Annotated in this window: 13 protein-coding genes; 9 read left to right on the top strand and 4 right to left on the bottom strand. The window is 71.4% G+C overall.

Annotation, left to right across the window (positions count from 1 at the left end; all coding sequences use genetic code 11):
- Positions 1-33 precede the first annotated feature (33 nt).
- Both CRP56_RS12470 and CRP56_RS12475 read right to left on the bottom strand, forming a co-directional pair.
- Positions 34-1,209, bottom strand: coding sequence for a serine hydrolase domain-containing protein (locus CRP56_RS12470; RefSeq protein WP_179850997.1), 1,176 nt, complete (start codon positions 1,207-1,209; stop codon positions 34-36).
- Entirely contained in the window at positions 1,161-2,456 is a 1,296-nt protein-coding gene (locus CRP56_RS12475; protein ID WP_097263283.1) for a multidrug effflux MFS transporter, read from the bottom strand. Before CRP56_RS12475 ends, CRP56_RS12470 begins: the two co-directional genes overlap by 49 nt.
- Before the next feature lie 107 nt (positions 2,457-2,563).
- Between CRP56_RS12475 and CRP56_RS12480 the strand changes: the two genes are divergently transcribed.
- Entirely contained in the window at positions 2,564-3,586 is a 1,023-nt protein-coding gene (locus tag CRP56_RS12480; protein WP_097263284.1) for a Gfo/Idh/MocA family protein, read from the top strand.
- Here CRP56_RS12480 and CRP56_RS12485 read toward each other — a convergent pair.
- Positions 3,573-5,213, bottom strand: a complete 1,641-nt coding sequence (locus tag CRP56_RS12485) for an alkaline phosphatase D family protein (RefSeq protein WP_097263285.1) — start codon at positions 5,211-5,213, stop codon at positions 3,573-3,575. The genes CRP56_RS12480 and CRP56_RS12485 overlap by 14 nt on opposite strands.
- A gap of 131 nt (positions 5,214-5,344) precedes the next feature.
- Here CRP56_RS12485 and CRP56_RS12490 point away from each other — a divergent pair, with 131 nt between their 5' ends.
- From CRP56_RS12490 to CRP56_RS12500, 3 genes are all read left to right on the top strand, one after another.
- On the top strand, positions 5,345-6,103 hold the full coding sequence (locus CRP56_RS12490) for an SDR family oxidoreductase (RefSeq protein WP_097263286.1): 759 nt from the start codon (positions 5,345-5,347) through the stop codon (positions 6,101-6,103).
- A 394-nt stretch (positions 6,104-6,497) separates the two neighbouring features.
- Positions 6,498-7,961 (top strand): ABC transporter permease, encoded by a 1,464-nt coding sequence (locus CRP56_RS12495; protein WP_097263288.1) that lies wholly within the window; start codon positions 6,498-6,500, stop codon positions 7,959-7,961.
- 39 nt (positions 7,962-8,000) lie between these two features.
- Positions 8,001-8,702, top strand: coding sequence for an ABC transporter ATP-binding protein (locus tag CRP56_RS12500; RefSeq protein WP_097263290.1), 702 nt, complete (start codon positions 8,001-8,003; stop codon positions 8,700-8,702).
- 24 nt (positions 8,703-8,726) lie between these two features.
- Here CRP56_RS12500 and CRP56_RS12505 read toward each other — a convergent pair whose 3' ends face one another.
- Positions 8,727-9,053 (bottom strand): hypothetical protein, encoded by a 327-nt coding sequence (locus CRP56_RS12505; protein WP_097263293.1) that lies wholly within the window; start codon positions 9,051-9,053, stop codon positions 8,727-8,729.
- Positions 9,054-9,185: 132 nt separating this feature from the next.
- Between CRP56_RS12505 and CRP56_RS12510 the strand changes: the two genes are divergently transcribed.
- The 5 genes from CRP56_RS12510 to CRP56_RS12530 all read left to right on the top strand — a co-directional run bounded on the left by CRP56_RS12510 (position 9,186) and on the right by CRP56_RS12530 (position 12,449).
- Positions 9,186-9,755 (top strand): DoxX family protein, encoded by a 570-nt coding sequence (locus CRP56_RS12510; protein ID WP_097263295.1) that lies wholly within the window; start codon positions 9,186-9,188, stop codon positions 9,753-9,755.
- 63 nt (positions 9,756-9,818) lie between these two features.
- Complete coding sequence (locus CRP56_RS12515; protein WP_257040751.1) at positions 9,819-10,223, top strand: DUF6153 family protein; 405 nt, start codon at positions 9,819-9,821, stop codon at positions 10,221-10,223.
- A gap of 77 nt (positions 10,224-10,300) precedes the next feature.
- Entirely contained in the window at positions 10,301-10,945 is a 645-nt protein-coding gene (locus CRP56_RS12520; protein ID WP_097263297.1) for a DUF305 domain-containing protein, read from the top strand.
- 37 nt (positions 10,946-10,982) lie between these two features.
- A complete protein-coding gene (locus CRP56_RS12525; protein ID WP_097263299.1) occupies positions 10,983-11,327 on the top strand; it encodes a MazG-like family protein in 345 nt (114 codons plus the stop codon).
- A gap of 330 nt (positions 11,328-11,657) precedes the next feature.
- Positions 11,658-12,449 carry an AfsR/SARP family transcriptional regulator gene (locus CRP56_RS12530; RefSeq protein WP_097263301.1) on the top strand — a complete coding sequence of 264 codons (792 nt, stop codon included), beginning with the start codon at positions 11,658-11,660 and terminating at the stop codon, positions 12,447-12,449.
- Positions 12,450-12,458: the final 9 nt, after the last annotated feature.

The raw sequence follows: 12,458 nt of genomic DNA on the forward strand, positions 1-12,458 counted from the left end.
TCTACGGTCGCCGGCCCGGCCCCGAAGAGGTCCTCACTTCTCCCGTACCGCCCTCGCCACCCGCGTCGCCGCCGCAGCCCTGGGTCCGTTCGCCGCCGGGCGGCGGCATGGGTGGACCGTGTTCGCCAGCAGGACCACGAACGTGTCCGTCGCGCGGTCCAGGACCAGGGACGTGCCCGTGAAGCCCGTGTGGCCGGCGGCGCCCCGGCCCGCCAGTTCGCCCATGAACCACGGCTGGTCCAGGGCGAAGCCCAGGCCCGGTGGGGTCAGCAGCAGTTCCACGAAGTCGGGGCCCAGGATGCGCGCCGGGCCGTACGAGCCGCCCGCCAGGATCGTGCGGCAGAACACCGCGAGGTCGTGGGCCGTGGAGAAGAGGCCCGCGTGGCCGGCCACACCGCCCAGCGCCCACGCGTTCTCGTCGTGGACGACACCCCGCAGCATCCCCCGGTCCACCTTCGCCCAGGGCCGGCGCTGGTCCTCCGTCGCCGCCGCCCCGGGACAGGGGCCGAAGGTCGTGGCCGTCATGCCCAGGGGGCGCGTGATGCCGTCGTGGATCAGGACGTCGAGGGTGCGGCCGGTGATGCGCTCCAGGACGTGCTGGAGGAGCAGGAGGTTGAGGTCGGAGTAGCAGTACGTGCCCGGCACTCCGATGGGCGGCTCCGCCTGGAGGGCCGCGAGGCGGGCCGTGTCGTCCGGGTGGTCGTACAGCGGGAGTTCGGGGCGCAGGCCCGAGGTGTGGGTGAGGAGCTCGCGGACGGTGATGCCGTGCGCGGCCGCCGCCCGGAAGTCGGGGAGGTACGCGCCCACCCTGGCGTCGATGCCGAGCGTGCCGCGCTCGATCTGCTGGATCGCGGCGACCGCCGTGAACAGCTTGGTGAGGGAGGCCAGGTCGAAGGGGGTGTCCGTGGTCATCGGGACGCGGCTCCTGCGCGGCAGCTCCACGCCCGCGTCCGCCTCCGGGTCGTACGACGCGTAGCGGACCGCCCAGCCCGCCGCCTCCTCCACGGCGACGACCGGTCCCCGGCCGGCCACGACGACCGCGCCCGCGGCCCAGGGGCGTTCGCCGGTGGTGAGGTCGTGGACGTCCTGGGCGAGAAGCCGCAGTTCCCCGGGGTCCAGTCCGGCCCGTTCCGGTGTGTCGTTGCGCAGTCTCGGCGCGCTCAGCTCTCCGCTCCCTCCGCACTCGCACGTCTGTTCCAAGGACGGCACATTCCCATGAAACAGGTAAGCGCTACCAGTGCCGCCGACAACTGGACGACGGCCATCGGGACCGCGGTTCCCTCCCCCGCGATCCCGACCAACGGGGAGGCGATCGCGCCGATGAGGAAGGAGGACGTGCCGAGCAGGGCGGACGCGGAGCCCGCCGCGTGCTGGGTGCGCAGCAGGGCGAGGGACTGGGCGTTGGGGAGGGTCAGGCCCATCGCCGACATCAGCACGAAGAGCGCCGCCGCCACCGGGGCCAGGCCGACCTCGCCGAAGACGCCCAGGGACATCAGCAGCAGCGCCGCCGCGGCCGCGGTCACGATCGCGAGGCCCGCGCCGAGCACCGACTCCAGGCTGACCCGCCCGATGAGCAGCTTGCCGTTGATCTGGCCGACGGCCACCAGGCCGACCGAGTTGACGCCGAACAGCAGGCTGAAGGTCTGCGGGGAGGCGCCGTAGATCTCCTGGACCACGAACGGCGAGGCCGAGATGTAGGCGAACAGCGCGGCGAAGGCGAAGCCGCCGGTCAGCATGTACCCGGCGAAGGGGAGGTCGGCGAGGAGGGTGCGCATCGAGCGCAGGGCCTCGCCGACGCCGCCGACGTGCCGGACCTCCACCGGGAGGGTCTCCGGGAGCCGCGCCCACACCAGCCCGGCGAGCAGCGCCCCGATGACCGTGAGGACGACGAACACGCCCCGCCAGTCGGTCACCCGCAGGATCTGGCCGCCGACGAGCGGCGCCACGATCGGGGCGACGCCGCCGATCAGCATGAGGGTGGAGAAGAAGCGGGCCATGGCGACCCCGTCGTAGAGGTCGCGCACGACGGCCCGGGCGATGACTATCCCGGCCGCGCCCGCGAGGCCCTGCGTCAGCCGGAACGCGACCAGCGTCTCGACGGTCGGGGCGAGGGCGCACAGGGCGGTGGCGAGGACGTAGACGGCCAGGCCGATGAGCAGCGGGCGGCGGCGGCCCCAGCGGTCGCTCATCGGGCCGACCACCAGCTGCCCGAGGGCCATGCCGGCGAGGCAGGCGGTGAGGGTGAGCTGGACGGTCGCCGCGGGCGCGTGCAGGGACGTCGTGACCTCGGGGAGCGAGGGGAGGTACATGTCCATCGCCAGCGGGGGCGTCGCGGTCAGGCCGCCGAGGATGAAGGTGACGAGCAGTCCGGTGCGGCGCACAGCAGGGGCGGCCGCCTCCGTCTCCGGTACGGCCGCCTTGTTCAGGTCCGGTGTCGATGCCCCGCGCTCGGGCATGCGCCCCTCCCTCTCCCGGTGTCTCCCATGGTCCGGCACCTATGCTCTCAGTTCGTACACAGTGGCGAGGGTCACGCGAACCAACGCGAGCAGGGGCGGGCAGCGGGATGGCGGAGAGAAGCGTGCGCTGGGGCATTCTGGCGACGGGCGGGATCGCGGCGGCGTTCACGGCGGATCTGGTGGACCTGCCGGACGCGGAGGTCGTGGCGGTGGCATCGCGCAGCGAGGAGTCGGCGCGGGCGTTCGCGGAGCGGTTCGGGATCGAGCGGGCGTACGGGCAGTGGGGCGCGCTGGCCGAGGACGCGGACATCGATGTCGTGTACGTCGCCACACCGCACTCGGCGCACCGGGCCGCCGCCGGGCTGTGTCTGGAGGCCGGGCGGAACGTGCTGTGCGAGAAGGCGTTCACGCTGAACGCGCGCGAGGCGGAGGAGCTCGTCGGGCTGGCGCGGGAGCGCGGGAGCTTCCTGATGGAAGCGATGTGGATGTACTGCAACCCGCTGATCCGGCAGCTGAAGGCGCTGGTGGACGACGGGGCGATCGGTGAGGTGCGCAGTGTGCAGGCCGACTTCGGGCTGGCCGGCCCCTTCCCGCCCTCGCACCGGCTGCGCGACCCCGCGCAGGGCGGCGGCGCGCTCCTCGACCTCGGCGTGTATCCGGTGTCGTTCGCTCAGCTGTTGCTCGGGGAGCCGTCCGATGTGACGGCGAGAGCGGTGCTCTCCGACGAGGGCGTCGACCTCCAGACGGGTGCGCTCCTCTCCTTCGAGAGCGGCGCTCTCGCTTCGGTGCACTGCTCCATCATCGGCGGTACGGCGACCTCGGCCTCGATCACCGGCTCCCAGGGCCGCATCGACGTGCCGTACGGCTTCTTCTTCCCGGACCGGTTCGTGCTGCACCGGGACGGCCGTGATCCCGAGGAGTTCAAGGCGGACGCGGCGGCCGGTCCGCGCAACAGCCTCAAGCACGAGGCCACCGAGGTGATGCGGGCCCTGCGGGCCGGCGAGACCGAGTCACCGCTCGTCCCGCTCGACGGCACCCTCGCCGTGATGCGGACGCTCGACGCGATCAGGGGCCGCGTCGGCGTCCGCTACCCGGGAGAGCTCGCCGAGGAGGCCGTCACGCCGGCGTGAACCCGGGGTTGCCCACCTCCGTCACGAAGGAGGCGGCCGTGGTCATCGGCGCCCCGGGCGTGGTGACGTACGGCAGGGTCTTGAAGTCGGCGCGCGCCCCGGCCCCGTCGAGGGTGACGGTCGCGTAGCCGCGCCGGCCGTCGTAGAACTTCAGGTGCGGGTTGGCGGCCTTGATGGTGCCCCAGTTCGAGGGTTTCTCCTCGCCGTCCTTGCCGCTGCTGACCGAGGTGGCGACGAGCTCGGTGCCGAGGGTGCGGGAGAACGGGTCGTCGAAGTCGTCCTTGATGTCGAAGGCGTACCCCCGGTGGAGGTCGCCGGTGAGCACCATCAGGTTCTGGATCCCGGCCGCCTTGACGCCGTCGAGGATGCGGCGGCGGGCGGCCGGGTAGCCGTCCCAGGCGTCCATGGAGACCGCGGGCTCGGGGGTGAGGTCCAGTCGGCGCCGCGCGAAGCAGACCTGCTGGGGTACCACGTTCCACACGGCCCGCGAGGTGCTCCAGCCGTCCAGCAGCCACTGTTCCTGGGCCGCCCCGGTCATCGTCCGGGTGGGGCCCTCCGACTCGGGTCCGGGGGCGTGCTTGGCGCCGCCGTAGGCCTGGTCGGAGCGGTACTGGCGGGTGTCGAGGACGTCGAACTGGGCCAGCGGGCCCCACTGGAGCCTTCGGTAGAGCTGTATGTCGGGGCCGACGGGCAGCTGCGCCAGGCGCAGCGGCTGGTTCTCCCAGTAGGCGCGGTAGGCGGCGGCGCGGCGCAGCAGGAACTGCTCTGCCGGGACGTCGTCCTCGGAGACGGAACCGGCGTAGTTGTTCTCGGTCTCATGGTCGTCGAAGGTGACCACGAAGGGGTGCATGGCGTGCGCGGCCCGCAGGTCCTCGTCGCTCTTGTAGAGGGAGTACCGCAGCCGGTAGTCCTCCAGCGTCTCGGCCTCGTGGCCGAAGAGGGCCGGCAGCGACCGGTCGGTGTAGTCGCGGGCGCCGCCCGCCGGGTCGACGGCGTACTCGTAGAGGTAGTCGCCGAGGTGGAGGACCAGGTCGACCTCGTCCTCCGCGAGCCGGCGGTAGGCCGTGAAGTAGCCGTCGTGGTAGGCCTGGCAGGAGACGGCGGCCAGGGTCATGGCGGAGACCGGGCTGTCGGCGGCGGGCGCGGTGCGGGTGCGGCCGGTCTCGCTGAGCCAGTCACCGACCCGGAAGCGGTAGAAGTAGACGCGGCCGGGGGCCAGGCCCTCGGCCTCGACGTGCACGCTGTGGTGGAACTCCGGGTGCGCGACGGCCGTGCCGCCGGCGACGACCGTCGCGAACGTCTCGTCCTCGGCGATCTCCCAGTCCACGTCGACGCGTTCGGCCGGCAGTCCGCTGTCGGGCTGGTAGGGGGCGGGCGCCAGCCGGGTCCACAGGACGACCGAGCCGGGCAGCGGGTCCCCGGAGGCGACGCCGAGCGTGAAGGGGAAGTCGGTGATGCGTCTCGCGTCGAGTTCGGCGGCGGCCGCGGTCCCGGTCGCGGGCAGGTCCATGGCGAACGCGAGGGCGGCGGCCGCGGTGGTCAGGCCCAGGAAGCGGCGGCGGCCGACAGGGCGAGCGGCGCGCGGTTCACGGCTGCGCCCGCCCGGCCGGCCCGGTGTGATGGTCATTCGTTCCTCCCGTCACAGTTGAGGGAGGGGAAGGGTGCGGGGCCGGCGCCGACACGTGGTCACCGGGGGGCAGCACCCGGATGGCGGACAGCGGCTTCCGCATCACGGAGGCTCACCTACGCTGCGCGCTCATGGACACCAAACATGTGAAGGTCGCCGTGGTGACCGGCGCCGGTTCCGGTATCGGGCGGGCCGTCGCCGTGGAACTGCTGCGCACGGGCTGGTCGGTGGCGCTGGCGGGGCGGCGGACCGAGACGCTCCAGGAGACGGCGGCACTCGCGCCCGAGGGCGCCGCTCTCGTCGTACGCACCGATGTGGCTCAGCCGGAGGACGTGGCCGCGCTGTTCGCCGCGGCCGTGGACCGGTTCGGGCGGGTGGACCTGCTGTTCAACAACGCGGGGACGTTCGGGCCCGGTGGCGTGCCGGTCGAGGAGCTGCCGTACGACGCCTGGCGGCATGTCGTCGACACCAACCTCAACGGGGCGTTCCTGTGCGCGCAGGCGGCGTACCGGCAGATGAAGGAGCAGGACCCGCAGGGCGGCCGGATCATCAACAACGGGTCGATCTCCGCCCACACCCCGCGCCCGCACTCCGTCGCCTACACGGCGACCAAGCACGCCCTGACCGGCCTCACCAAGTCACTGTCCCTGGACGGGCGGCCGTACGGCATCGCGGTCGGGCAGATCGACATCGGCAACGCGGCCACCGACATGACGGCACGGATGCAGACGGGCGCCTTGCAGGCCAACGGCGAGATCGCGCCCGAGCCCGTGATGGACGTCGCCGATGTGGCGCGCACCGTGCGGCACATGGCGGAGCTGCCGCTCGCGGCGAACGTGCAGTTCGCGACGGTGCTGGCGACGGCGATGCCGTACGTGGGGCGCGGCTGAGCCACACCGGCGCCCTCGGCGACTGGCAATTTGCACAAGCGGAATCGTTCACTCCGCACCATTGCGGCCGGTCGCGGACTTATGCTCAACTCCTCTCCACAAGAGCTTCACAGTTGGAGTGGAGACATTCCGGCCACACCGAGGGGGGAGACGGCAGTCGTTCCACCACGCCGGTTGGGGGTGGGCTCCGCGTGGGACCGCGGGGTGCACACCGGCGGGTGGAACGGCTGCCGTGCAGTTTCCGGCCGGACGTTTTCGGGCCGGTGCTCGGATTCTCAGCTCACGCACATCGCCTCTCAGGTCCCCCACATCCCTTCCTCACGGCCGCTCAACCTTTCGTCCCTAACTTGAGGCCGCGCCCACCACGCGGGCGCCATGAACCTCGAGGAACGGGATGTTTGGCATCTATCTCAAGCGCGAGCTGGGCCGGCGCAAGAAGGCGGCTCTGGTCATCGCACTGGGTCTGGCGCTCGGTATCGCGCTGGTCATCACCGTCAACTCGGTGTCGGCCGGCATGACGCAGGCTCAGGACAAGTTCCTGAAGTCGCTGTACGGCCTCGGCACCGACATGACCGTCACCAAGGCCCGGTCGGCGCCCACCGGCAACAGCTCCGGCAGACCGAACTTCGAGTTCGACGCCAAGTCGAACGACAGTGACGAGGAGCAGAGTTCCGACCGGGTGATGACCCAGGGCGGCCAGGCCCTCAAGGCCGCGCTCGTCGCCGAGGTGGCCGAGCAGGACGGCGTCGCGAACGCCGTCGGCGCGCTCACCCTCAACGTCACCAAGGTCAACGGCTCCTTCACCCAGGGCAAGGCGCAGTCCACGACCGGGAACAGCCAGTCGCAGGGCCAGGGCGGTCCCGGGGGCGGCAACAGCACGGCCGCGCCCCAGGTGCAGGGCGGCGGCGCCTCGTTCGACGTCAACTCCTACTCTGTCGCCGGCGTGGACGTCACGGACCAGACCCTCGGCCCGCTGGCCGGCATGGAGATCACCTCCGGCAAGACCTTCACGGCAGCGCAGACCAACGCGAAGGTCGCGGTGCTCAGCACGTCGTACGCCAAGGAGAACAAGTACAAGGTCGGCAAGACCCTGAAGATCTCCGGCACCAAGTACACGGTCATCGGCATCGCCACGGCCTCCAGCAGCGAGTCCACCACCGACGTCTACCTGCCGCTGAAGCAGGCCCAGACGCTCGCCGACGCCAAGAACCAGGTCACCACGATCTACGTCAAGGCGACCGACTCGAAGCAGATCGACACCGTCAAGCCGACCATCCAGAAGAACATCTCCGGTACGACGGTGACGACCTCCGCCGACCTCGCCGACACCGTCTCCGGCTCCCTGTCCACCGCCTCCGACCTCGCCACCAGCGTCGGCAAGTGGCTGTCGATCGCGGTGCTCGCCGCGGCCTTCCTGGTCGCCGTGCTGCTCACCTCGTCCGCCGTGTCCCGGCGCGTGCGTGAGTTCGGCACGCTGAAGGCGCTGGGCTGGCCGAGCCGCCGGGTGACCCGGCAGGTCGTCGGCGAGTCGATGGTCAACGGTCTGCTCGGCGGCGCCCTCGGCATCGGGCTGGGCCTCGCGGCGGCCTACGCGGTGACGGCGATCAGCCCGAAGCTGACCGCCCAGCTCGGCAGCACCGGCGGCGGTGGGGGCATGGGCGGCGGTCCCGGCGGTGGCGGTCCGGGGCAGCAGTCCACGCAGAACACCATGGAGATCGCGCTCTCCGCGCCCGTCTCGCCGACCACCATCGCCCTCGCGGTGGGCCTCGCGGTGACCGGCGGTCTGATCGCCGGCGCGATGGGCGGCTGGCGGGCCTCGCGGATGCGGCCGGCGGACGCGCTGCGCAGCGTGTCCTGACCCCTCATGAGCGTCCCCCTCACTTACGGAGAGCACCCCATGTACAGACTGACCGGCGTCACCAAGCGCTACGCACGCGGCAAGGAGACGGTGGAGGCGCTGCGCGGCATCGACCTCACCATCGAGGACGGCGACCAGCTCGTCATCCAGGGCCCCACGGGCGGCGGCAAGTCGACGCTGTTGCAGATGATCGGCGGCCTGGACCGGCCGACCGAGGGCAGCGTGGAGCTGGACGGCGTCGACCTCGCGCGCATCAGCGAGGCGAAGCTGACGCGGCTGCGGGCAGAGAAGATCGGCATCATCTTCCAGTCGTTCAACCTCATCCCGACGCTGACCGCGCAGGAGAACGTGGAGACGGCGCTGGTCCCGCTCGGCGTCAAGCCCGCCGAACGCCGCGAGCGGGCGGCCGAGGTGCTGCGCTCGGTCGGTCTCGGCGAACGGCTCACCCACGCACCGGCCGAGCTGTCAGGTGGACAGCAGCAGCGAGTGGCCATCGCGCGGGCCCTGGTCAAGAAGCCGAAGGTGCTGCTTGCCGACGAGCCGACCGGCAACCTCGACGAGTCGATGCGGGACGAGATCATGGCGTTGCTGGAACGGCTGTGGCACGAGTACGGGTTGACGTTCGTCATGGTCACCCACGACTCGTCGATCGCACGGCGAGCGCCTCGGCTGGCGACGATCAAGGCAGGGCGGATCACCCTGACCGAACAACGGCAGCAGCAGTCGTACGCGCGGTACTAGAAGTGCGGGCGTGGTGCTGATCGTTCACGCCTGGCCGGTCTCGAAGCGGGAGATCTTGCCGTCGTCCTCGACCTCGAAGTGCCACTTGGTGCGCATCTCGCCCCAGGTGTCGTTGCTGTAGCGGGCGATGAGGTCGCGGCCGCCGCGGGACTCGTTGTCGACCTCCATGTGACCGCGGGAGGCGAAGATCTCCCGGTCGATCCAGTCGGTGAGGTCGCGGTCGGAACCGTCGTCCGACATGGTCGCGCCAGGGGCGAGGAGGGCCATGAACCCGTCGCGGTCGTGCGCGTTGACGGCACCGACGAAGGCGCGGACGGCCGGGTCGCTGAGTTTGGACGTCTGAATCGTCATGCCAGTCAGACTCACACCACCGTTCCGGGGCCGCCACCCGAACGGCGGCCCTGGGCGACCCCGGGAGGTGTCAGGGGTGCGACGGTGGAAACGCGGGAGGGGTTGTTCTTGCCGTCTTCTCCAGGAGTCATCGTGACGACGTACGACCGACGTGATCTGGGCCTGCTGCTGCTCCGCCTGGGAACCGGGGGTGTGCTGGCCGCGCACGGCGCGCAGAAGCTGTTCGGCTGGTTCGGCGGCCACGGCCTGGAGGGCACCGGCCAGTTCATGGAGTCCGTCGGCTACGCGCCGGGCAAGGCCAGCGCCACCGCGGCGGGCCTCGCGGAGGCCGGTGGCGGGACGCTGCTGGCGCTCGGCCTGGCGACGCCGGCCGCGGGCGCGGCGGCGGCCGGGGCGATGGCGGGGGCGTCCGCCGTGCACACCCCCAACGGCTTCTTCAACACCGAGGGCGGGTTCGAGTACGCGGCGACCCTGGGCCTGGCGGCCACGGGCCTCGCCGTCGCGGGTCCCGGGCGCCTCTCCCTCGACCATGCGATCGGGCACGCGTTCGACCGCGGCTGGATGGTCCCCACGGCGCTGGCGGCGACCGCCGCGCTGACGGCCGTGGTCGTGGGGGCGCGGACCCGGCGGGTGCGGGACGGGAAGAAGGAGGAGGCGGCGGAGGGGTTCGACGAGCAGGAGGCGCTGTTCGGGGAGGAGTGACCCGCCTCACCTCCGACCGCCCCACCCGGAACTGCCCTCCCTCGTGCCCCTAGGCTGTGCCCCGTGAACCGTCCCGAGCACCTCCGCCTGCGACCGCCTCTGCGGCGGTGGCGCGGGCTGCTCGTGCTGGCGGTGCTGGCCGGGGTCATGGGAATGCACGCCCTGGCCCCCGGCGCGGCCCTCCCGGGCGATCATCCGCACTCCTCCCCGATGGCCGGCGTCGTCTCCGTGTCGGCGGCCCACGACGACTGCGGTGGCGAGGGCCACTGCGGCTCCGGGCATGTGACGCATGCCGACGCGGCCTGTTCCGCGGCCGCGGTGAGCGGGACGCCGGCGCTGCCCGCCCCGGTGGCCGACCCGGTCGCCGGCGTCGTACGGGACGACGTACTGCGTGCGTGTGCGGTCGCGGACCCGGACGGGGCCCGCGCTCCCCCGTCCCTGGCGGAACTCCAACTCCTGCGGATCTAGACACGACTGCCGCGCGCACGTCGTGCGCCTCGGCATGCCCGCAGTCCAGATCCCTTTCATCCAGCAGGAGTTCCAGCATGAGCACCATCCGTACGCGCCGCGCTGCCGTTCTGGCCGTGGCGACCGTCACCGCCGCCCTCGTCCTCACCGCGTGCGGGGGCGACGACAGCGGTCACGCGGCCGGCCACGGCACGTCCGCCTCCCCCACGGCGTCCGCGTCCACCGCCCACAACGCGCAGGACGTCTCCTTCGCGCAGGGCATGATCCCGCACCACCGTCAGGCCCTGGAGATGGCCGGGCTCGCCGCCGACCGGGCGTCGTCCGCGGACGTCAAGGACCTCGCCGCGCGCATCGAGAAGGCGCAGGACCCGGAGATCGAGACCATGTCCGGCTGGCTGAAGGCATGGGGCGAGGACGTCCCGGCCGCGACCGGATCGGCGGAGTCGATGCCGGGCATGGACCACGGTGCGGACTCCGGGATGTCCGGGATGCCCGGCATGATGGGCGACGCCGACATGGCGAAGCTGGAGAAGGCGTCCGGCAAGGCCTTCGACACGATGTTCCTGACCATGATGGTCGAACACCACGAGGGGGCGGTCGCGATGGCGAAGACGGAGAAGGCGAAGGGCGCTTATGACCCCGCCACCGCCATGGCCGACGACATCGTCACCGGACAGACCGCGGAGATCGAGGAGATGAACAAGCTCCTCGGCAAGAGCTGAGCGGCAAGAGCTGAGCCGAGCGTGCCAAGCTGCGTCCATGAGTGATCAGGATCCCGGCATCTGGTCGGGCATCGACGACTTGTGGACGTGGCTCGACTCGCACCGCCCGTCCGACGGCCAACTCCCTGACGGGCAACAGAGCCTCCTCCTGCGGGTGTTGAAGCTGTCGGAGGAGGTCGGCGAGGTGGCCGAGGCGGTGATCGGGGCGATGAACCGCAACCCGCGCAAGGGCAACTCCCATACCTGGGAGGACGTCGAGAGCGAGCTGTGCGACGTCGTGATCACCGCCTTGATCGCCCTGCGCACGCTGACACCGGACGCCCGCGAGGTCTTCGCCGGACATCTGGAGCGGGTGCGGGAACGGTCGCTGGGGCCCCGCTAGGAGCCCGATAGAGCTCCGCAAGGACCTCGTCAGGACCCGCTCGACGCCGGCGGGCGGCTATGTGATCGAGGGCTTCCGGGATCTGCTGAAGCTGGTGACGATCATGACGGCGATCGCGGTGGGAATGGTGGTGGGCGCGACGCTCGTGCGCCGCGAGTGACGCCCCTCGCCTTCCCCCTTCTTACCTGCTTCTTACCTGGTCAGAGCATTGAAGAGCGCCTCTTCGGCATCGAGTCGAACTCCAGAGCGGGCCTGCACACTTCTAGCCATGGCAGAACAAACGCCGGGAGTCAGAGAAGATCCAATATTAGGCCCATACGGGGGTTTCTCATGCGGTTCCGCATCCTAGGCACGATCGCCGTCGGCGACCACGGCGTGTTCCACACCGTCCCGGGGCTCCGGCAGCGCGCGCTGCTGGCGAGTCTGCTCATCCAGGCCCCGGCCGTCGTCCCGGTCTCGACGCTGTACAGCGAGCTGTGGGGGGAGAACCCCCCGGCCACCGTCGAGAACGCGCTCCAGGCCCATGTGTCCCGGCTGCGCCGCACCCTCGCGCAGCTCGCCGGCAAGCCGGCCGCGGCCGCGCTGCTCAGCCGCACCTCCGGCTACAGCCTGGACGTGGCACCGGAGGACATCGACCTGAACCTGTTCCGCACGTACATCCGTGAGGCCCACCGGGCGATGGCGGACGCCGATCTGTGCACCGCACAGAAGCAGTTGGAGGAAGGCCTGCGGCTCTGGCAGGGCCGCCCGCTGGGAGACGCGGCCCTCGGACCGCTCTGCCAGAGCGCGGTCACCGAGTGGGAGGAGGAGCATCTGTCCGCGCAGGAGGACGTCCTGTGGCTGCGGATCCGTGCCGGCGAACCGATGGGCGCGGTGGGCGAGTTGAAACGGATGAGCATCACCCACCCGTGGCGGGAACGGATCACCGAGCTGCTCATGCTGGCGCTCTACCAGAGCGGCCGGCAGGCCGAGGCGATCAGCGTCTACAACGCGGCCCGGCTGCGACTGGACGACGAGCTGGGCATGGAGCCGTCGCCCAAGCTGCGTCGGCTGTTCCAGCAGATGCTCAACCAGGACCCCGCGCTGCACGGCACCAGCACCTTCCTGCGCCAGCCCGCCTGACCCGCACCC

It is taken from the genome of Streptomyces sp. TLI_55, assembly GCF_900206255.1.
GTDB classification, from domain to species: domain Bacteria; phylum Actinomycetota; class Actinomycetes; order Streptomycetales; family Streptomycetaceae; genus Streptomyces; species Streptomyces aquilus.